Annotated in this window: 21 protein-coding genes, 1 tRNA gene and 1 pseudogene; 12 read left to right on the top strand and 11 right to left on the bottom strand. The window is 64.2% G+C overall.

The annotated features are described in order from the left end of the window. The 3 genes from ybgF to queC all read left to right on the top strand — a co-directional run bounded on the left by ybgF (position 1) and on the right by queC (position 2,505). Positions 1-819: a tol-pal system protein YbgF gene (gene ybgF / locus D0Y85_RS15870; protein ID WP_117311168.1), complete on the top strand. Its 819-nt coding sequence runs from the start codon at positions 1-3 to the stop codon at positions 817-819. Positions 820-1,059: 240 nt separating this feature from the next. After that, complete coding sequence (gene queE, locus D0Y85_RS15865) at positions 1,060-1,761, top strand: 7-carboxy-7-deazaguanine synthase QueE (protein WP_025874666.1); 702 nt, start codon at positions 1,060-1,062, stop codon at positions 1,759-1,761. Positions 1,762-1,839: 78 nt separating this feature from the next. Beyond that, on the top strand, positions 1,840-2,505 hold the full coding sequence (gene queC, locus D0Y85_RS15860; protein ID WP_117311166.1) for a 7-cyano-7-deazaguanine synthase QueC: 666 nt from the start codon (positions 1,840-1,842) through the stop codon (positions 2,503-2,505). A gap of 261 nt (positions 2,506-2,766) precedes the next feature. On the opposite strand, the gene D0Y85_RS15855 is transcribed toward queC, so the two are convergent. Further along, complete coding sequence (locus D0Y85_RS15855; protein ID WP_117311163.1) at positions 2,767-3,726, bottom strand: DUF2268 domain-containing putative Zn-dependent protease; 960 nt, start codon at positions 3,724-3,726, stop codon at positions 2,767-2,769. Positions 3,727-3,900: 174 nt separating this feature from the next. On the opposite strand from D0Y85_RS15855, the gene D0Y85_RS15850 reads away from it, so the two are divergent. Continuing rightward, positions 3,901-3,976: transfer RNA gene (locus D0Y85_RS15850), tRNA-Lys, on the top strand. 93 nt (positions 3,977-4,069) lie between these two features. Here D0Y85_RS15850 and D0Y85_RS15845 read toward each other — a convergent pair. Then, complete coding sequence (locus tag D0Y85_RS15845) at positions 4,070-4,309, bottom strand: AlpA family phage regulatory protein (RefSeq protein WP_117311161.1); 240 nt, start codon at positions 4,307-4,309, stop codon at positions 4,070-4,072. A 78-nt stretch (positions 4,310-4,387) separates the two neighbouring features. Next, positions 4,388-4,585 (bottom strand): hypothetical protein, encoded by a 198-nt coding sequence (locus tag D0Y85_RS15840; RefSeq protein ID WP_162887687.1) that lies wholly within the window; start codon positions 4,583-4,585, stop codon positions 4,388-4,390. Positions 4,586-4,674: 89 nt separating this feature from the next. On the opposite strand from D0Y85_RS15840, the gene D0Y85_RS20635 reads away from it, so the two are divergent. The 5 genes and pseudogenes from D0Y85_RS20635 (at position 4,675) to D0Y85_RS15820 (ending at position 10,512) form a co-directional block, all read left to right on the top strand. Then, entirely contained in the window at positions 4,675-4,851 is a 177-nt protein-coding gene (locus tag D0Y85_RS20635; RefSeq protein WP_162887686.1) for a hypothetical protein, read from the top strand. Between the two features lie 1,923 nt (positions 4,852-6,774). After that, a pseudogene (locus D0Y85_RS15835) lies at positions 6,775-7,705 on the top strand (SOS response-associated peptidase family protein). 310 nt (positions 7,706-8,015) lie between these two features. Continuing rightward, the gene (locus D0Y85_RS15830) at positions 8,016-8,723 is read left to right on the top strand and encodes a hypothetical protein (RefSeq protein ID WP_162887685.1); all 708 of its coding nucleotides are present in this window, start codon (positions 8,016-8,018) and stop codon (positions 8,721-8,723) included. A 570-nt stretch (positions 8,724-9,293) separates the two neighbouring features. Further along, positions 9,294-9,761 carry a hypothetical protein gene (locus D0Y85_RS20630; RefSeq protein WP_162887684.1) on the top strand — a complete coding sequence of 156 codons (468 nt, stop codon included), beginning with the start codon at positions 9,294-9,296 and terminating at the stop codon, positions 9,759-9,761. Between the two features lie 241 nt (positions 9,762-10,002). Next, positions 10,003-10,512 carry a hypothetical protein gene (locus D0Y85_RS15820; RefSeq protein ID WP_117311152.1) on the top strand — a complete coding sequence of 170 codons (510 nt, stop codon included), beginning with the start codon at positions 10,003-10,005 and terminating at the stop codon, positions 10,510-10,512. Between the two features lie 247 nt (positions 10,513-10,759). Here the strand turns inward: D0Y85_RS15820 and D0Y85_RS15815 are convergent, their stop codons facing one another. Together D0Y85_RS15815 and D0Y85_RS15810 are read right to left on the bottom strand one after the other, a co-directional pair. Continuing rightward, positions 10,760-11,068: a hypothetical protein gene (locus tag D0Y85_RS15815; RefSeq protein WP_117311150.1), complete on the bottom strand. Its 309-nt coding sequence runs from the start codon at positions 11,066-11,068 to the stop codon at positions 10,760-10,762. A gap of 79 nt (positions 11,069-11,147) precedes the next feature. Next, positions 11,148-11,504, bottom strand: a complete 357-nt coding sequence (locus tag D0Y85_RS15810) for a hypothetical protein (RefSeq protein WP_093818719.1) — start codon at positions 11,502-11,504, stop codon at positions 11,148-11,150. 713 nt (positions 11,505-12,217) lie between these two features. Here D0Y85_RS15810 and D0Y85_RS15805 point away from each other — a divergent pair. Further along, positions 12,218-13,063 (top strand): alpha/beta hydrolase-fold protein, encoded by an 846-nt coding sequence (locus D0Y85_RS15805; protein ID WP_117311147.1) that lies wholly within the window; start codon positions 12,218-12,220, stop codon positions 13,061-13,063. 85 nt (positions 13,064-13,148) lie between these two features. Beyond that, complete coding sequence (locus D0Y85_RS15800) at positions 13,149-14,084, top strand: alpha/beta hydrolase-fold protein (protein ID WP_117311145.1); 936 nt, start codon at positions 13,149-13,151, stop codon at positions 14,082-14,084. Between the two features lie 63 nt (positions 14,085-14,147). Here D0Y85_RS15800 and D0Y85_RS15795 read toward each other — a convergent pair whose 3' ends face one another. Further along, positions 14,148-14,573, bottom strand: a complete 426-nt coding sequence (locus tag D0Y85_RS15795; protein WP_025874652.1) for a response regulator — start codon at positions 14,571-14,573, stop codon at positions 14,148-14,150. Between the two features lie 92 nt (positions 14,574-14,665). Then, positions 14,666-15,433: a CPBP family glutamic-type intramembrane protease gene (locus D0Y85_RS15790; protein WP_117311143.1), complete on the bottom strand. Its 768-nt coding sequence runs from the start codon at positions 15,431-15,433 to the stop codon at positions 14,666-14,668. Between the two features lie 150 nt (positions 15,434-15,583). Here D0Y85_RS15790 and D0Y85_RS15785 point away from each other — a divergent pair, with 150 nt between their 5' ends. Beyond that, positions 15,584-15,907 (top strand): zf-TFIIB domain-containing protein, encoded by a 324-nt coding sequence (locus tag D0Y85_RS15785; RefSeq protein WP_117311141.1) that lies wholly within the window; start codon positions 15,584-15,586, stop codon positions 15,905-15,907. Positions 15,908-16,014: 107 nt separating this feature from the next. Here D0Y85_RS15785 and D0Y85_RS15780 read toward each other — a convergent pair whose 3' ends face one another. From D0Y85_RS15780 to D0Y85_RS15765, 4 genes are all read right to left on the bottom strand, one after another. Next, positions 16,015-16,527: a GNAT family N-acetyltransferase gene (locus D0Y85_RS15780; protein ID WP_117311139.1), complete on the bottom strand. Its 513-nt coding sequence runs from the start codon at positions 16,525-16,527 to the stop codon at positions 16,015-16,017. Between the two features lie 81 nt (positions 16,528-16,608). Further along, positions 16,609-17,568: a copper resistance protein B gene (locus tag D0Y85_RS15775; RefSeq protein WP_117311137.1), complete on the bottom strand. Its 960-nt coding sequence runs from the start codon at positions 17,566-17,568 to the stop codon at positions 16,609-16,611. After that, positions 17,565-19,385, bottom strand: coding sequence for a copper resistance system multicopper oxidase (locus D0Y85_RS15770; protein WP_117311135.1), 1,821 nt, complete (start codon positions 19,383-19,385; stop codon positions 17,565-17,567). The genes D0Y85_RS15775 and D0Y85_RS15770 overlap by 4 nt, the downstream gene beginning before the upstream one ends. A 75-nt stretch (positions 19,386-19,460) precedes the next feature. Then, positions 19,461-19,847: a CopL family metal-binding regulatory protein gene (locus D0Y85_RS15765; RefSeq protein WP_117311132.1), complete on the bottom strand. Its 387-nt coding sequence runs from the start codon at positions 19,845-19,847 to the stop codon at positions 19,461-19,463. Between the last annotated feature and the right edge of the window lie 123 nt (positions 19,848-19,970).

Raw genomic sequence — 19,970 nt, 5'->3', positions numbered from 1 at the left:
ATGCGCCTTGGCATCAAACTGATGCTGGTCGTTGCGGCAGCCCTCGTGGCTGCCGCACCGGCGCATGCACAACGTCAGAGCCTGGCCGACCGCGTCGGTTCGCTCGAGCAGCAGATGTACAACAACAGTGCCAATCAGGACCTGTTGAACCAGATCAATCAGCTGCGGCAGCAGGTCACCAGCCTGCAGGCCTCGATCGAGCAACTCCAGCACGACAACGCCCAGCTCAAGCAGACCGCCCAGGATCAGTACCTGGATCTGGACAGCCGCCTGAACCGGTTGGAAGGGGGCTCTGCCGCCCCGGCCCTGCCCGCGGTTCCGGCGAGCGCACCGAAGGCTCCTGCAGCCCCGGCAAAACCCGCAGCGGCGGCCACTTCCGAGCGGCCGCCTTCCGTCCATGGTGACCCGGGCAGCCTGGCCGTCACCGGTGACGAGCGTACGTCCTACAACGTGGCCTTCGACGCATTGAAGGCGGGCAGGTACGATGATTCGGCGCAGCTGTTCCTGAGCTTCCTGGAGCTGTACCCGAACGGTGTCTACGCCCCCAATGCGCTGTACTGGCTGGGTGAAAGCTATTACGCCACCCGCAATTTCCCGATGGCCGAGTCCCAGTTCCGCGAACTGCTCTCGCGCTATCCCACCCACGACAAGGCCGCAGGTGGCCTGCTCAAGATCGGCCTCTCGCAGTATGGCGAGGGCAAGGTCGACCAGGCCCAGCAGACGCTGGAGACCGTCGTGGCGCAATACCCGGGCTCGGATGCCGCGCGTACCGCGCAGGACCGCCTGCAGTCGATCCGCCTCGGCAATCAGATCCGCTGATCCGCTGAGCGGGCGTACAATGTGTTCCCCGTAGCGCCGAGCCCTTGCTCGGCTGCTTTCGTTTCCGGGTCGGCAAACCCGTCCGGATCCGGTAGCGCCGGGCCATGCCCGGCGGTTTGCATTGCCCGTCGGGCCATGCCCGACCGGCTGCTGTTGTTGTAGAGCCGAGCCATGCTCGGCTGCGTTCGTTACCGGTCACGGTAGCCCACCCGCCACGTGTCCCACCAAGAAGTCCCCGCCATGACCGCTGTTCCCCCGTCCGCCGCCGTTGCCACGCCCAGCGAGATCGTGCAGTCGCCCCTGCCGCGCCTGAAGATCACCGAGATCTTCACCTCGCTGCAGGGCGAAGCCGATACCGCCGGTTGGCCGACCGTGTTCGTGCGCCTGACCGGTTGCCCGCTGCGCTGCCAGTACTGCGACACCGCCTACGCCTTCCACGGCGGCACCTGGTGGGACATCGACGACATCGTGGCCCACGTGCAGGCGCAGGGCGTGCGCCACGTTTGCGTGACCGGCGGCGAGCCGCTGGCGCAGAAGCGCTGCCTGGTGCTGCTGCAGAAGCTGTGCGATGCCGGCCTGGATGTGTCGCTGGAGACTTCCGGTGCGCTGGACGTCAGCGCCGTCGATCCGCGCGTGTCGCGCGTGGTCGACATCAAGACCCCCGGCTCGGCCGAGGTCGCGCGCAACCGCTGGGAAAACCTGCCGCTGCTGACCACGCGTGACCAGATCAAGTTCGTGATCTGCAACCGCGAAGACTACGACTGGGCCAAGGCCATGGTCGCCGAACACCAGCTGGTGCAGCGCACGATGGTGTTCTTCTCACCCAGCAAGGGCGAAATCACTGCCCGCCAGCTGGCCGACTGGATCGTGGAAGACCGGCTGCCGGTGCGCTTCCAGATGCAGTTGCATAAAATCCTGTGGAACGATGAGCCGGGCCGATGAGCCGGCGCAGCGTTTCCTGATGTAGCTCCGGCGCGGGACAGCGTGCTGGCTTTCTCCCCCCAACCGGATGATTTACCCATGAAGAAGGCAGTCGTGCTTCTCTCCGGCGGCATGGATTCAGCCGCCGTCGTCGCCATGGCCCAGGAACAGGGCTTCGCCGTGCATGCCCTGAGCGTGCGTTACGGCCAGCGCCACACCTCCGAGCTGGATGCTGCCGCGCGCGTGGCCAAGGCCCAGGGCGTGATCGTGCACAAGACCGTGGACGTGGACCTGCGCAGCATCGGCGGCTCGGCGCTGACCGACGACATCGACGTGCCCGAGGCGGGCGGCGAGGGTATCCCTGTGACCTACGTGCCGGCGCGCAACACCATCATGCTGTCGCTGGCGCTGGGCTGGGCCGAAGTGCTTGGCGCCAACGACATCTTCTGCGGCGTCAACGCCGTGGACTACTCCGGCTACCCGGATTGCCGCCCAGAATTCATCGCCGCCTTCCAGGCGCTGGCCAACCTGGCGACCAAGTCGGGCGTGGAAGGCGCGGGCATCACCGTGCATGCGCCGCTGCAGTTCCTCAGCAAGGGCCAGATCGTCAGCGAAGGCGTGCGACTGGGCGTGGACTTCGGCCTGACCGTGTCCTGCTACAACGCCGATGCCAGCGGCGCGGCCTGCGGGCATTGCGATGCCTGCCGCCTGCGCGCGCAGGGCTTCGCCGATGCCGGCGTGCCCGACCCGACGCTGTACGCCTGACCGACTCTGGTAGTGCCGGCCGCTGGCCGCCGGCCGGTGGGTGCGAACCGTTGGTTCGCACTCACTATCCCGGCGCTACCGCTGCCGGGCTACCTCGGTGGGTGCGAACCGTTGGTTCGCACTGCCTGACCCGCCGGGCGCGGCCCGGCGCTACCAATGTTGGGATTCCGGTAGTGCCGGCCGCTGGCCGGCAGCCCCGGCAGGTCTGATTCTGGTAGGTGCCAACCTTGGTTGGCGCTGTCCGCCGGGCGCGGCCCGGCGCTACCGCTGCTGCAACCAACCCGATGCTTCGATGAAGCCGCGCACCGCAACCGGATCGCTGTAATCCAGCTCGATCATCCGTGCGATCGCAACCTGCTCATCCGGCTGCTGCCGCATGTACTCCTGCGCGATGCGATACCCCGCGTAGTAGCCCACATCACTCACCCCGAACGGATTGCGGGCATTGTTGTACAGCCAGTTGTCCAGGTCATCGCCATCCATCTCCGCTCTGAAGCGAGCGCAGATCTCCGATTCGTGCAACGGCCCATAGGTGTACAGCGGCAGTGCCGGGCGGCGACCGCTGATCCGCTCGGCAATGTACTCGGCCACGCCCTCACGCACCGCGTATTGCGCGAGCGATCCCGTGGTCTCGCGCTGCTGGGTGTGCACGTACTCGTGCAGGTTGTTCTGCGCGTTGTTCGCGCCCGGCGCGCTGTCGTAGAAAATACGCAGGCGATTGCGCAACGGCTCCGGCAGTTCGCTGACATCCACGCTTGCATCGCCGAGTGCCATTTCCGCGCCGATCAGCACCTGGTTGCCCAGCGTGGTGCCGCCTGTGCGCAGCACGCCCACCGCATAGGTGATGCTGGCCGGGCGCAGGGCGGGGTAAAGCCTGCGGAACGCAGCCAGATCCCGCTCCAGCGTAGCGCTGGCCTGCCGGGCGTTGGCGGTCAGCGGCCGCACCGAGGCCCAGAAGCGCGGCCAGGCGAGCATTGCTTGTGCGTATTCGGCGGCGGTGTAGTTGCGCACCTTCATCAGCGCATGCAGGCCAGGGCTGCCGGGCTCGATATAGCGCTGCTGCACAAGGGCCGCCCACTGCGCGGCATCGGGCTCGGCGAGCACCGCATCGTAAGTAGCCCAGAAGCGGCCGATGTCGTCAGTCCGCACCTGTGCAGGCGATGCCGCAGCGGCGTCAAACGGCAGCAGCAGGGCGAGCATCAGCGGCAGTGGCAGGCGCATCCATCGCTCCGGGGCAGGGTCGCAGGTGAGATGCGGCGCGTGGCGGAAAGGTTTAGAGGCCCGCAGCCGGGGCAGTGCCCGCCGCTGGCTGGCAGCCTGGTAGATCCCCGGCTTCACCCCACCCGGAAAAGTACGGTAGAATGCCCACCCCGCCGAAAGGCAGGGGCCTTGCATGGGCCGTTAGCTCAGTCGGTAGAGCAGAAGACTTTTAATCTTTTGGTCGATGGTTCGAATCCATCACGGCCCACCAATGCATTCAACGACTTAGATCGTCAAAAAGGCACCGCTCAGCGGTGCCTTTTTTGTTTGGTGCCTCCACGGTGCCTACATTCCGGATGCTTGATCAGGCCGGTGCCTGCGGGCGCCGTTCGTTGCGCAACCACTGCTGCACTTCAGACTTCAACCAGCGCACGCTGCGGCCGGCGCGCTTGGCCGGCCTCGGGAATTCGCCGCGCGCCATCATCCGGTAGATGCTGGCCTTGGAGAAACCGCAGTCCTCTTCGACCTTGCGCAGTGCGATCAGTGCGTCGTCGGTTGAAGCGCTGGTGGTGATGGCGTTGTCGTTCTCGACGGTGCTGGTCATGCGTACCTCTGCTTTGCTGATTGCCACTGCGGCTAGGCCGTAGTGTGGTTGGCTGGAGTCTCTGGAAACGAGAACGCCCTAACTGCTACTACTAGTCGTCAGCAGTGGCACACCGCTTGCCGTCCGCGCCGCTTCAACTCGGTTGGCGATCTGCATCAGGTCCATGGTCGGGTCGTTGAAAAGTGCTTGGCCGATCTGGGCCGTCAGCCTCTGGATCGCCGTCGCCGTCGCCGTCGCCGTCGCCGTCGCCGCCAGCGGCACCGGTGCGTGGATCATGGAGTATGCGTACGCGCGCCAGGCATCGCGTGCGGCTTGCAGCGGCCGAAACATGCTGATCAACTGCGGTATCGCAGGACCGATGCACCATGACGGCCGACTATTTCCACATGACCAGCGACAACCGGATCGTCGTTTCAAGATTGCAGGTTGCGCAACAAACGCTGATCACCAACACCTTCCCAGTTGGCGGCGCAACGATGGGACCTCAGAGCGCCTCGATCTTCATCGTGGACCTGACCGAGGTGCCGCTGGGGTTCGGCTGACGGCAGGCCCATTACGCCGCGACAACGCCACGTGCGGCTAGATTGCGGTCATGTGCTATGCCGCTTCCTTTTAAGGGTTTTTTGAGGACTGCTGGCTCTCGTATGCGTGGTGGCGGATAGAAGAAGGTCGCCCGGTGCCACGCAAGCCCTAGGCGACCTAGATTGGTTTCTAGAATCAGCGATTAGCGATCAGCCGAATCCGCAGTCCACAAAGCTGTCGTCGAATGTTTGGCAGTTGCTGATGCCTTGCACCGTGGAGCAGGCCGTCCCGGTTCTGGGGTGGACGGAACATTCCCCTCCCCCGAACCCACCGCCGCCCACGCCAGGCCCGCCCCGTCACCCATGCCGCCCCCACCACCGCCCCGCCGTCGCCTTCATCGATGGGTTGAGGAAGCTCGCCTTGTCGCACGGTTTGGCCTTCGCCTACCCAGTTTCCTTCGAAATTTTCATGATAGACAGTGCAATGGGTTGGGTTGCAGATCTGGTAGGTCGTTCCCGTCGCCCATGCGAATAGCGGTACATAGTCAATCGGAGCGCGCGAACGTTTCAGTGTCTCTAGCGTTCTTGCGTCCGGAACCGGCGAAGCTACGGCGCAGTCAGTACAAAGGTATGGGCCGCGTTCGAAAGCAAGAGTACTAGCTGCAAGTGCAAGGCCTGCGGCGACAACCAGAATGAATACCGCTTTCCTTCGAGGAATTCTGAATGAGGATCTATCGGCAGCACGAATCATGTATTTGATTTCCTTTTCTTAGAGCCATTGATAGTTGTTGTGCGCTCAGTGCCTTGTCCAAAGTGCTTACTTGCAAAGCTGGGACGATCGAAGGATCAGCCAGTCGAACGGCTTCGAAATATGCCCGGCTTGTGACCAGGTCGCCGTCGACAAGCACCCCAGCGTGGTAGGCATTCCCAAGTTGTAGCAGCGCATCTACGTTTCCCTGGGATGCCATCTCTTGCAGATAGCCTGTGGCTTTCTGCTTGTACTCCTTGGTGCGATCCGGATCTCGGAGGAGCTCAGCGGGTCCGCCAAGAGCTGACTCGGAGTCGGCTGAATACAGGAGACGTGCTCCAATGTTCCCCTGTTCTGCAGCAAGGGATAGCCATTTGCTGGAACTTGCTTCAGTCTCTGCCGGCATATCCATGCAGGCCTTGGCGACATCGGCAGCTACGCCTAAATTCGCTCCTCGGGATGCGCGTCGAGTTACGTCGGCGCACTGGTTGAGCTTTAGAAATATTCCATAGGAGGCTGTGGCATCACCGGCGAGGGCCTGCGGCGAAAGCTCTGCAATTACTTGGTCCACAGTGCCACTCGGTATCGGGCCAAAGTCTTCAACTGCAAAGGCTTTTCCGGATAGTTGTCTGATCCGGATCGCTCTGTTGGCCGGTGAGCTTGGCGCCGAGGTTGTCGTAGCAGAGCGAGGGAGGGCCGCGTCTCGCGACGAGCTTTGCACTCGATGGCTTGCGGAATCCGAAGGGGAAGCAGGCCCAATTGAGGCCTTCGGCGTAGATGTCAAGCCGTACCAGATAGCTCCTGCGACCACGATGATCGACGCAGAGAGAATTAAGACTCTGGTTCTCTGATTCATTTTTTTCCTTTGCGATTAGCGCGATAGCAAGTCACAGCAGCACGACTCTGCCGTTCATGAATATTTCATTTTTCAAACCATCTCAGCTCTTTTTGTCTAAGTCGATAGGTGGTTTTCTCGGATTGGTGTAGGGAAAGCCCTACGCGCCGCTCCTTGCCGGCTGGATCGCTAGGCGTAGCTCAGTTGAGCGCCTACCTTTTGGCCGCTCTCCGGGAGCTGCAGCTGCGTGAGGCAGCCATGGTTAAGTGCATTGGCTCGTTCAAGAGCCGGCTGGCGATACTTGAGGGTGCAGAGGCCAAGATCACGCCAACTGAACGCCCGAAGGAGCTCGAGTACGAGCATGTGCGATTCCGCCCAAATCGAAGCCGCCTACCAGAAGCTGGTCCGCATGACCGGCGCCACCGTGTCGCTGCGGGAGTTCGCCGCGCTCTACGCCTACGACCCGGGCATGAAGCGGGCCAAGACTCCGAAGGCGAGACGACGCATTCCGGGTCGGCACCAGCTCGGCGGAGCGGGCAGTGTGGGCGGAAATCCAGGAGTGGAACCAGGCCGAGGCCGCCATTCTGGAGCAGGAGCTTTTCGCCAACCGAAAGCGCCTAGCCGATGCGGAGCGATCGCTGCAGGCCAAGGAGACTAAGAAGGCCCGGGAAGATATGCGCATCGCCGGCAACAAGATAGAGCGTGCCATGGGCAAGCTGGCCGACCTCAAGCGCGCCGAGGGCAAGGACCGGGACAGCCGGATCTTCCCCGGGGTCTACGCGCCGGTGATCGTCTCCGAGGGCGGCAAACTGGCGATCAAGCCGATGCGCTATCTGTGCCGGCTGGCTGGGAAGCCGGCCAACTACGATCAGCGCTTCCCCGGAACCTACAATGCCCGCCGCGACAGCCTGGAGAAGTTCTGGGCGCCGGCCTTCGGCCACACCCACGGCTTGATGGTGGTCGATACCTTCTACGAAAACGTGGAGGGTCCGGACGGCAAGAACCAGGTGGTGCAGTTCACCCCGCGCACGCGCGAGCCGATGCTGGTGGCCTGCCTGTGGTCGCACTGGGTGGACCCGGCCGGCAAGGAGCCGGATCTACTGTCGTTCGCGGCGATCACCGACGACCCGGAACCCGAGGTGGCCGCCGCCGGCCACGACCGGACGATCATCAACATCAAGCCCGAGCACGTCGATGCCTGGCTCAACCCGAATCCCGCCGACCTGGCCGCGCTGTACCGGATCTTTGACGACAAGCGGCACCCGTTCTACGAGCACCAGCTGGCCGTGTAGGGAGAACCCTCAGCGACAGTGGGCGGTTGCCCGATGCCGCCGGTCAGCGGCTGCGGGCAGTATGACTGTGCCGGATCCGGGGCCCCAGGCCGCTCAACCCGGAGGCGCGTGAGCAGCGCCGCGCCGGCACTGCCGTCGGTGGGGCCTGTAGTTGGTAATGTTGCTAAGAGAGGGGGCACTTCCCATCGCACCGCCAACTGCTACAATTTTTGCCGTTTGTATCCAATTGAACTCTCCACCACTTGGGCTGTCGTAGCGTATGCGCAGGACGCACCTGATCGAGTGTTAATCGCATGGAGGAATGACACTGATGGCTGAATTGCTAGAGACTGCTCAACTTGCGCTTTTCCCTGGGGCGCCGGCCAGCTTAAGCGTCGAGGAGGTCGCGAAGGTATTGTTCGGTAAGTCACCGGAAAGAATTGAATCCCGCCCAGCGGAGGGAGTGCAGACCGCAAGCGTTCCTCATTTGGGAGGAAGTGTCCAAATTTCAGTTAATCCGCTTCGTGTCGATATTATTTATCAGGCCGGTCCCTCTCAGGCGATCGGCGGCCCGCCATTGTTGGGGACGAAGGATATCGCTGCGGTACGCAAGTGGATTTCGGAAATCACTCCTAAACTTTTTAAGGTGATTCCGCCGATCAATCGGGCTGGCGTGGTTGTTGCGCGGAGCGAGGAATTCGATACGCAAGCTGCCAGCGTGCTGGGGTTCTCTCGCGCCGTTCCAAGCGACGTGAAGATTCCGGACGATGTCGTTGATTTGGCGTTGCAGTTCAACAGACGCCGTCCGGCTTCGAAGTTCTCTGGGTGGATCAATGTCATGTACGCTTGGCAGAATTTGGCTAGGCAAGATATCAGTTTTACGAACGCCGGATTTTCGCATACCACTAAATATTCGGTGCGGTCGATGATTGACGCTAATACGCCACCTGGTGAGCCGTGGGCAGTGGCGGTATTGTCCTCTCCGGATGCGCCGAAGCTAGTCTGTGAATTGATAGATATTGCCTTTAAGACTGCTTAGAGGGGCGGGAGGTATCATGATTTTTTACAGTGGCATAGGGAAGCCGAGCGCTCGGGCGCTTTCGACGACAGGCCTACCATCTGTTGACGCCTCGGGCTGGGACGATGTAAAGAATTCAATGTTGGAGATTAGGGCCCAAGACAGGGTCAATGTTCTATCAGCCATGGTTGCGGCAGCGCTTCTCGCCAACCTGCAGTCAGTGGGCGGGCCGCCACCCACTTCCGCCCTAGATCCGGATGGAGATGTGATCCTTACTTGGCACGAGGGCGCACGAAAGGGTAGCGCCGTTGTGGCAGAAGATAAGCTGTCAGCGGTTGTGACGAATGGTGCGCGAGTTGAGTACGTTTCACCGGAGGTCAACGTTGTCGATGACGGTAGCTATCGGTTGGAGTTGTTCTCACAGGGGGTGGTGAAATGGATGCAGCAATCGAAGGGATCGAGCCCATCCTCGACGACGAGCATGTTCGGCGAAATATCTTTGCCCCTCATATGGAGTCAGAGAGGACTGGAGTCAGAAGTCTATTCGGGTTCCCAAACGCTTTCCAATTTCAGTCGAGAAGTGGGAGCCGAGTGGAATCTGTCATCTGGAGCAAGCACGCCACTCCTGAGCAAACTATAATTCTTGGCGGGGAGATGGCGGAAGCAAAACGCCTAGCGAAAATGGAGGAAAATCCAGATGTTTCGGCTGATCGGCTCCCTCACTATGCAGGCTATCTGCAGGCGGAAGTTGGCCTTATTCGTGCGAGTGCCTACGTTGGGGTGGTGACTCAGCCTGGTGAGCGTCGCTGTATACCAGGCCTCTTCCAAGTGGTGCATTTGCCAGAAAATGGGGTGCGCGCTCATGCGCACGTGGAGCTGTCCGAGAACTATGTCGAAGCCATTAAGGTCCAAATGTCCTTGGACGGCTCGCCGGGATCCGAGAATATGTCTAAGAAACAGGCATTTCCCGTGGCCGTCAATATGTTGCTCGCGACCATGGAGTTAAGTGGATTCTTCTGTCATAACGGAGATCACATCCCTTGCTCCGCAATTGCCTGACCTGGCAAGAAGGCCTGCGTTAGCGCGGGCGATCAATGGCCCGCCATCAGCAGCGCGCTGGCGGGATCTCGTGTACTGAGGTCGTGTAGTTCGGCGTGTTACGGCATCCGCACGCCCCGGCTTGCAACGCCCGCCCGACAAATGCACTAAGGCCGGCCGGGCCCAGCCCGAATCTCCGACCTTGTTCCAGATGCTTGGCCTGTTCGCAGGATCTGCGACGCCCGGCCGTATCCTTCCGGCCATGCTTCCCTCGCACGGCTACCATGGCTTCCGCTCAGCACCACGCCCCTCTGGCTGGGTCCAGACGGGTGAGCGCTGGGCGCTCTGGTACAACGGCCGGGAGACGGCAAGCATCGCCCCGGATGGCGGTCCTAGCGTGCGCTTGTGGATGGAAGGCCAGAAGATGTGGCACGTGAAGGAAGTGCGCGCGGCCAACGTCCGGCAGGCGAAGCGATACGCCGAGCGCTGGTGCGCGGCCAGGCTGTATCCCGACCTGCCTTTGCGTGAGGCCGTCGCCCGGCTGACCGACAACACCCCGATACAGCTGCCGCCGCCATTGCCCGGCTTGCCGCCAACCAGAGAGCAGCTGCAGCAGGCTCGCCGTTTGGCCGAGGCAGGGGCGGCGGAGCTGCAGCGGGTCAAGGAAGCGCTGGAGCCGCGCAAGCCGCCTGCGGCGACGAAGCCCAGGGCGAGGGACCCGCAGAAGGCGCGGGTGAGGGCGGCGTTGCAGCAGCTGCGGCGTGGTGTCTAGATCGGCCCAAGGACGTTCCGCAAAATTTCCAAACCCTTTGCGCCGCAAGGCTTGCAACGGCCCGGTTTGATCTTCTATGCGGAACGGATAGAGGCGTAAAGCATTGAAAAATATTGGGTTGTCCTGTGACTTTTAATCTTTTGGTCGATGGTTCGAATCCATCACGGCCCACCATTGCAGGCAGTGACTCCGGTCATCCAGAAAGGCACCGCCAAGCGGTGCCTTTTTTGTTACAGAACCCGAGGTCCTACCTGGACTTCGCGCCCTGGGAACGGGCCGCCTCGCGGTCTGCCTCGACCTTGGCGGCAGCCTTCGCAGCACGCTCCACTGCGGCGCGCTCTGCGTCGAACCGGGCCTGCCGCTGGGCGCTGTAATTGCGCTCCAGTTCCAGCGAGGCAATGAAACTGTCGGGGTGCTTTGCGGCGCACGCCTGCTGCACCAATTGCACGGCGCGGTCGGATAACCCGGGTTGGATGTTGCCGAGCAGGCAGTCGGCGTACGGTACGGGCGCGGCCGGGCTTGCGGCCAGCGCGGCAATAATCATGGCATTCAACATGCGAACCTCCTTGTGTCAGTGTCGATGGAACCCGGGACGGGCCCGGCCCGAGTATGGGCTGGATTACGGTGCAGGGTTCCTACTCAGGCCGGATATCCCGGCATACCAGTTCCGCCAGCCCGCGGAAGGCGAAGAACAGCCCTTCGACCACGCCGTCATCCAGATGCCGGTCCGGCGTTGCCATCGATCGGCAGCGATCGGCGGCGTGCAGCATCTCTGCCACGGTCAGCATGCCGACGGCCGCCCGCTCCACGCGTGACAGCGCCAGCCTGCGCCCTGCGGGAAGGCTGGTATCAGGCCAGGGCTGGCCGTCTGCACCTTCACCCGCGCGGATGCGCTCGAGGCAGCCCAGGAACGTGCTCAGTTCGGGCGCAGGGTTGTCATCGTCGTCGTTGACGCTGGCGGCATATGAGGGATAGGGCGGACCTTCGGTCATCTCGGCTTCCTCGGCTCTGAGGTGGGAATGCCACCGCGTGAGGCGGGTGGCGGACGGTGCATGGCTGCAAGCCGGGAAGACAGTAAGCAGTTAACCGGCGGATCCGAAGACCCCCACGCACCGCCCGCCATAAAGGCCGACGGATCACCCGCCGGCACGGTCCGGAGACAGTGCCGACGGGTGAGCGCAAACAACATGCTTTTTGTCTTCCCAGGCTTGCAGGCCCGGTGCCACCCGTTGTCGGTGGCGCAGCATGGTGTTTACGCCTGCGCTTGGATTTCAATCAGAAATTTCCGGAAGGACATGCGGAATCCAGACGCGCGACGATGGTGGCGCAGGCCTGTCCTGCGCAGCAAGCGTCAGTACACGACGCATTCGTTTCCGCGTCTGGTTGATCGCGCTGGAAGATGCCGCAAACCGCACATTGCGATGCATCTGCCGTGAGCCAGCGCGTGTAAAGCTGGCTTCACTTTCGCCATCAATGTCCTCTGTGCGTTCCAGTTGTACCCACCGCATTTCGGTGCAGGTGCGACGATAGTGGCGTCCTTGGCGGTTCAAACACGACACGTGGCGGTGCGCGCGCGGTATGGGGGCCGTACCCGGGCGCAAGTCACGGCAGTTCATCCACGCATGGCGTGGATCTACGCATCTGGCAGGCGCCAATGCGCGCGTCCGGGCGCTATGCTCGGCTTCTTTCGCTGGATGGGATGCCCATGCGCTTGATGGTGCTGTCGCTGTTGTTGTCCTGTGTCTCCGCCGCGCCGCTGATGGCCGCCGAACCGGCGCCTCCGCCGGCGGTCGCCTCACCGTTGGTCATCGGTGAGACCTTCACCCTCCAGTCCAAGGCGTTGGGCGAAACCCGGCGCATCAACGTCTATCGCCCGCAGCCGTGGGGTCTGGACCCGAAGACGCCACTGCCGGTGCTGTACATGCCCGACGGCGGCATCGGCGAGGACTTCCTGCACGTGGCCGGGTTGGTGCAGGTGCTGACTGGCAACGGCAGCATGCGCCCGTTCCTGCTGGTTGGCATCGAGAACACCGAGCGCCGCCGTGACATGACCGGCCCCAGCAACGTGGCGGAGGATCGCAAGATCGCGCCACGCATTGGTGGCTCGGCGGCGTACCGTGATTTCCTGCGCGATGAACTGATGCCGCAGATACGCCAACGTTATGCGACCAGAGACGAGCGCGCGTTAATCGGTGAATCGCTGGCCGGGTTGTTCGTGATCGAGACGCTGCTGCAGGAACCGGCCTTGTTCAACAGCTATATCGCGCTGGACCCCAGCCTGTGGTGGAACGGCGGCGCCTTGCTGTCTGGCGCAGGCAAGCAGGTGCCGTCGGTCGCGCGCAGCAGTGCGCGGCTGTTCCTGGCCAGCAGTGGCCAGCCGGAACTGGCAGCGTCGAGCGCGCGCTTGGCGGCGCTGCTGCAGCAGGCATCGCCGGCAACGCTGGTGAAGTACCAGCCGCTGCCGGAAGAGACCCACGCTACCATCTACCACCCGGCCGCCCTGCAGGGTCTGCGTACGTTGTTCCCGGTACCGCCGCCGGCGTCGCCCTGAGAGGGGTTTGGCGCGCAACAACGCGGTGTGTGAGGATGCATCAGCGGCGCCACCTGGGCGCGCCGCCCGCAACAGGAGAGCGCGGATGCAGCGTGTGCGTGGATGGAGTGTGCTGGCCTGCCTGGCCTTGACAGGGTGCGCGATGTCGGTGGCGCCGCCGGCAACGCAGAAGGAAGCGAGGGAAAGCGCGACCGCCGTGCCAGGCGTTGTGCTGCCCGATACCGAGTCACTGCGCGTGCATGACCCGATCGGGCGCGACTATGCCCTGTGGGTGGCGTTGCCTGCCGGCTACGCGGCGCATCCGCAGAAGCGTTATCCGGTGGTGTACGTGACCGATGCGCTGTACAGCTTTCCGCTGGTGCGCAGCGTGCGCAACCTGGTGGGGCAGCAGGGCGTCAACATCGAGGATTTCATCCTGGTCGGGTTGCCGCCGCAGGAAGGGCTGACCTCCAAACAGAGCCGCTCGCGCGACTACACCCCCAGTGATCCTGTGCGCACCCCTGCCGGCTACTACAGCGATGACGTCACCTATGGCGGCGCGGCCCATTACCGCGACTTCCTGGCTGACCACGCGCTGCCGATGATCGATGCGCGCTACCGTACCGATCCGGCCCGGCGCGTGTTTGCGGGTCATTCCTATGGCGCGCTGTTTGGTGCTTACGTGCTGACGACCCAGCCCGACATGTTCGGCACCTACATCCTGTCCAGTCCGTCGCTGTGGTTCGACCAGGGCCTGCTGCCGCGCATGCAGGATGCCGCCGTGATGCCTTCACAGCCCATCCGCGTGCTGCTGTCGGTGGGCGGCTACGAGACGGTCAAGCCGGGGCCACGTTACTCAACGGGCAATGACATGCTGCGGCAGAGCGCCGACTTCGCCGGTCAGCTGCGACGCAGCGGTCGCAAGCTGCAGGTGGAGAACATCGTGATTGATGGCGAAGACCATCTCACCGTGTATCCGCGCGTGATCACCCGCGCGCTGCTGCAGGTACTCCCGGGCGAAGGACCGTATACCGGCGGCTGACGGCCGGCTCCCTCCACGCACGTGGATGCACCCGTAGATCCACGCCATGCGTGGATGGCAGCCTCAGGCCGCGCTCGCCTGCGGCGCCGGCATCAGCGCGGCATCGGCGGCATGGCGGAAGCACAGCCGGATCGCATCCAGCAGCTCGCTCATGTTGTAGGGCTTGGGCAGGAAATGGATGCCGTCGTGCAGTTGCGGCAGCACGGCATGCTGGTCCATGCCGGAGGTCACCAGGATCGGCAGCTGCGGATACAGGCTGCGCACGCGGTTGGCGGCCTCGATGCCGCTGACCAGGCCGAGATTGACGTCGGTGAACATCAGGTCGAAGCGCTCTCCGGCGGCCAGCAGGCCCAGCGCGGCTTCGGCGCTGCTGACGCCTGCGACGTGGCAGGCCTGGCTCTCCAGCGCCATCCGGCTCAGTTCACGGGTTTCCTCGGCGTCTTCGATCAGCAGGACGCGTGGTTCAACGTGGCGCTTGGACAGCAGCATGACGCAACAACTCCGGACGGCAGGGCATGAAAGGCGCGCAAGTATGCGCAAGCCCCCAGTGAGCCCCGCGTGCAGGATCAGCTAAGTGGGCGTTACAGCGGATTGCTGCGCTGGCGGCGTACATGCCAGGCCAGCGCTGCCACCGCCAGCAGTGCAGTGCCGATGCGCAGGCTGGTGGCCTGCCAGCCCAGCGCAACGGCGTCGTCGAGGCTGAACACATTCCACGCCAGGTTCATCGACACGTGCAGGGCCAGACCGCACCACAGGGTATTGCCGTCGAGGTGGTCGAGCCAGGCGAAGATGAAGCCGCCGAAGGCGATCACTACGCCGATGAACAGGGCCACGCCGCCGCCGTCGAAGCCGCCGAAGCCCAGCCAGTGCACCATGCCGAACAGCAGGGCCTGCGGCAGCGCGAGCAACGGCCAGGGGCCGCGTACGATCTTCGCCAGCAGCACGAAGCCCAGGCCGCGGAACAGCACTTCTTCGGCCAGCGGGAACAGCACGGCCAGCATCGTGGCGTCCAGCGTCGTCAGCGCCGTGTTGGGCGTCCCCAACAGGGCCAGCCCCAGCCAGCACGGCAGGCTGGCCAGCAGCACCCACAACGGGCCACGCATGCCGTTTCCGCGCAGGCTGAGGCTGGCCAGCAGGCCCACCCCGCGGGGGCGCAGCAGCGTGGCCAGCAGCAGTGCGACCAGCACCGCCAGCGCGTTGTCCAGCAGGCTGCCACCGTAGGGGATGGGCAGGGCGGGAATCGGCGCGCCCAGCGCGGCACTGATGTCGCGCACGTTCAGGCCGAGGCCAACGCCAAGCAGCACCAGTAGCAGGCGCATGCCGGTGGGAACCGAGTCACGGGCAGTCATGTGCATTCCTTGCAGCGAGGTCGCAAGGCAGTCTGCAGGGCGGGGGACGTGCCGGCACGCGCCGGAAGTCCCTGTGCCATCGGTCATGCGTTGCCGCACAGTCATCCGCACGCAGGTACAGTCGAGGCCAGACCGACAGGAGCAATGCGAATGCTGTGCCCCGTGTGCAAGACCCAGACCCTGCAGATGGCCGAGCGCCATGGCATCGAGATCGACTACTGCCCGAGCTGCCGTGGCGTATGGCTGGATCGTGGCGAACTCGACAAGATCATCGAGCGCGCCACTGACGGTGCAGGTGCCGCCATGCCGCCGCCAGCGCCCGCGCCTGTGCAACCGCAGGCCGCTCCGCCGCCGGTGATGCATCGCGACACCCGTCATCTCGGCCAGCGCCATGATGACAACCGTGGCCAGTACAGCCAGGGCTACAAGAAAAAGAAGAAGGAAAGCTTCCTGTCGGAGTTGTTCGACTTCTAGGTAGCAGCGTCGCGCCTTGCTCGACTTTGCTCTTTGGGGCGCGCCGACCAAGGTCGGCATCTACCAGGACAGGCGTCGAGCCTGGCTCGACGCTACAGGGACGCGGCTCAGGGCCGGCGCAGGATGAACTCGCGGTCGCGGCTGTCGCCGACGATGAAGTCATACTCGCCGGCCTTGCTGCAGCCGTAGCGCGCGTAGAAGCGCTGCGCGCCGAAGTTCTCTTCCCACACGCCCACCCACAGGGTGCGGCGCTGCGGCTGGTCCAGCCAGGTCATGAAGGCATCCATCAGGCGCGCGCCGTGGCCGCCGTTCTGGTGGCTGGCCAGGATGTACAGCCGCTTCAGTTCGATGTCGCCTTCGCGTGCTTCGGCATGCGGCAGGGTGTTGGCACCGGCGGCCAGATAGCCCACCACCGTCTCACCCTCCAGCAGCAGCCACACCGCGCTGCGCGGGTCGGACAGTTCCGCTCGCTGCGGCTCGGTGCCGTAGTGATCCTGCAGGAACGCGTGCAGATCCTGCGGCGGATAGGAATCGCCCCAGGTTTCGGTATAGGTCGCGATGGCGATCGCCGACAACGCGTCGACGTCGGCCAGGGTGGCGCGGCGGATATGCAACGACATGGTGCAGCCTGCAATGGAACGTGCGGCAGTGTAGCCGGCCCCGGCGGCTACCGGGGCTGGCTGCTGCTCATGATCGGCTGCTCAGAACCACATGCGGATGCCGGCGACCCAGCGTGTGTCGCGTGCATGGTCGCCGGCATAGTCGGCGGTATCGCCGAAAGTCCGTTCGTGGCTGATGCCGATGTACGGGGCGAAGCGGCGATTGAACTCGTAGCGCAGGCGCAGGCCGGCTTCGACCTTGTTGAGGCCGCGGCCGATGCCGTGCTCCGGTTCGTCCTTGCTGGCCACGGTCGCTTCCAGCAGGGGCTGCAGGATCAACCGGTTGGTCAACAGCACGTCGTATTCGATCTCGGCCTTGGCCATCAGCTGGCCACCGGAACCGGCATACAGCGTGGCCGAGCTTTCGAATTTGTACGGCGCCAAGCCCTGGATGCCGATCGCCGCCCAGGTGCGTGAATCGGCGGGGCGGAAGTCCTGGCGTACGCCGACCAGCACGTCCCACCATGGCGAAATTGCACGCCCGTACAGCGCTTCCACGCCTGATGATTCCGTGCGGCCTTCGCTGCGTTCGCCATCGGTGCGCAGCCACAGGCGGTTGATGTTGCCGCCGATCCAGCCACTGGCCTCCCAGGCCTGGCCGTTGCCGTTCTTTCCATCCCAGTGCTCCAGGCGATCGATCAGCAGCAGGCTGTGGATCTCCGGGGCGTGCTCCATCGCACCATGCGCGATGGGGGGGAACGCGGCCGCACGATCAGCATCGGTGGGGACAGGTATCGGCTCGCGCGGCTGCGTCGGCGCGGGCGTGCCGTGGCCCATTGTCGCGTGATCCATCGCGCCATGGTCCATCGTTGAATGGTCCATCGCACCGTGATCCATCTTCGAATGGTCCATCTTCGAATGATCCACGTCGGCCGCTGGTGTGGCATCGGCAGGAGGCGCGTGTGCGGTCATGTCATGGCCGGCATGGGACTGCGCGAATGCGGGCAGCGCGGCCAACAGGCCGAGGGTCAACAGGCTTGGGGCAAGCAGGGAACGGCTCATTCTTCGATCCTCACTTCGCGCATCATGCCTGCTTCCATGTGGTACAGCAGGTGGCAGTGGTAGGCCCATCGGCCGAGTGCATCGGCGCGTACGCGATAGGTGCGGCGTGTACCGGGCGGCATGTCGATGGTGTGCTTGCGCACCTGGAATTCACCCTGCGCGTTTTCCAGGTCGCTCCACACGCCATGCAGGTGGATCGGATGCTGCATCATGGTGTCGTTGACCAGCACGATGCGCATGCGCTCGCCGTAGTTCAGGCGCAGCGGTTCGGCGCCGGCGAAGGGAATGCCGTCGAACGACCAGGAGAACTTTTCCATGTGGCCGGTCAGGTGCAGCTCGATCTCGCGGCCGGGTTCGCGGCCATCGGGGTCTTCGAACAGGCTGCGCATCGCACCATAAGTCAGCACCTGGCGGCCGTTGTCGCGCAGGCCGATGCCGGGGTCGTCCAGCTTCGGCTCGGTGGCCGAACTCTGCATGTCCACCAGCGGATTGTTGCGCTCGCTGGCCGGATGCTTTGGCGCTTTGCTGGCGGTCTCGCCGCCGCCATGTGCGCCGTGGCCCATGCTGGCACCGCAGCCGCCTTCCATGCCCTTCATTGCTGCCATGTCGTGGCCGCCGTGGCCACCGTGGCCACCTCCGCCCATGTCGTGACCCATGTCGCTCATCGTCAGCAACGGGCGCGGATCGCGCGCGGGAATCGGTGCCTGCAGCCCATGCCGCACGGCGAGGGTGCCGGCGGCATAACCAGTGCGGCCCATGTCCTGGCAGAAGAGGGTGAAGGCATCCTGGCCGCTGGGTTCCACCAGTACGTCGTAGGTTTCGGCCGGGGCGATGCGGAACTCGTCGATGCTGACCGGATGGATGTACTGGCCGTCGGCGGCGACCACGGTCATCTTCAGGCCGGGAATGCGCACGTCGAAGTAGGTCATCGACGCACCGTTGATGAAACGCAGCAGCACCTTTTCGCCACTGCGGAACAGCCCGGTCCAGTTGCCGGCCGGCGCGGTCCCGTTCATCAGGTAGGTGTAGGTGTGCGCGTTGATGTCGGAGATGTCGCTGGGCGTCATCCGCATCCGGCCCCACATGCCGCGGTCGGACAGGGCGGCCGACCAGCCATCGCGACGCGCGTCGCGCAGGAAGTCGGGCAGGGTGCGCTTGTAGTAGTTGTCGTGCTCGGCGAGCTTCTTCATGCGCCGGAACAACGCGCCGGGATCCATGTCGGTCCAGTCGGACAGCATGATCACGTGCTCGCGGTCATGCCGGTACGGCGCCGGTTCGGCCGGGTCGATGATCAGCGCGCCGTACAGCCCCGCCTGTTCCTGGAACAGCGAATGGCTGTGATACCAGTAGGTGCCGGACTGCTTGAGGTCGAAGTGGTAGTGGTAGGTCTCGCCAGGGCCGATGCCGTTGAAGCTCAGGCCCGGCACGCCATCCATGTTGGCCGGCAGCAGGATGCCGTGCCAGTGGATCGAAGTAGGGTGCTGGCCGAGCGTGTTGCGCACGAACAGGTCCACGGTCTGGCCTTCGCGCCAGCGCAGGATCGGTGCCGGCAGCGATCCGTTGACGGTGATCGCCGGGCGGGTGCGGCCGGTGAAGTTGGCCAGCGACTCGCCGATCGCCAGTTCGACGCGGGTATCGCTGATGACCGAAGGTGCGCCGGCCAGGCGTGGCGTGGCAGAAGCGGCGGCGAGCGCGCGCTGCGGGATGCCGGCCGCGGCGATGCCGGCGACCACGCCGCCAGCAGCGATGCCCTGCACGAACAGACGGCGCGACGGCATGGGCACAGCGCCCGGGCCGGGAGGAATACGGGTACTCATGGTGGTGACTCCAAACACGGAAAGACGCCAGCGCAGGGCCGGCTTCAGTGCGCAGCGCGCACGAGGCGTGTTGGATCAGCCGATGGGAGGGCGTGAGATCGGCGGCAGCGGCGGTGCCGGGCGGCCATTGGCAGGCATCGGCTGCGGGGTCAGGGAAAGACCGGGACCGGTCAGGACAGGCAGTGCCTGCACGGCCAGCAGCGGGTGCTGGGCACAGCTGCGCACGCAGTCCTTGATCTGGCAGTGTGCGTCGTGGGCGGGGGCCTTGGCCTGCGGCGCCTCGTCTGCAGTCATGCCGGCGTGGTGGTGGCAGTCGGCGTCCCCTTCATCGGTCATCGCCAAGGCCATCGCATGGGCCATGCGGCCCATGCCCTCATGCCCGCTGGCCATGGCCGCGTTCAGCCCGTTGAGCAACAGGCTGAGCATGAGCACGACACGGAGCAGGGTCGAGGCGAGGGACATGGCGCTAATCTAGCGGCAAGTGGGCGGACATGCACATCCGGCTGAACGGGTGGTTCAAGGTTTGAGCCGGGCGAGGGTGCGCAATCGCGCAGCCTGGTAGCTTCGGGCCATGCCTGGCGGGCG

Origin of the sequence: Stenotrophomonas sp. G4 (assembly GCF_003428825.1) — a bacterium.
GTDB classification, from domain to species: Bacteria; Pseudomonadota; Gammaproteobacteria; order Xanthomonadales; family Xanthomonadaceae; genus Stenotrophomonas; species Stenotrophomonas indicatrix.
This window is presented reverse-complemented; position numbering and strand designations above follow the sequence as displayed.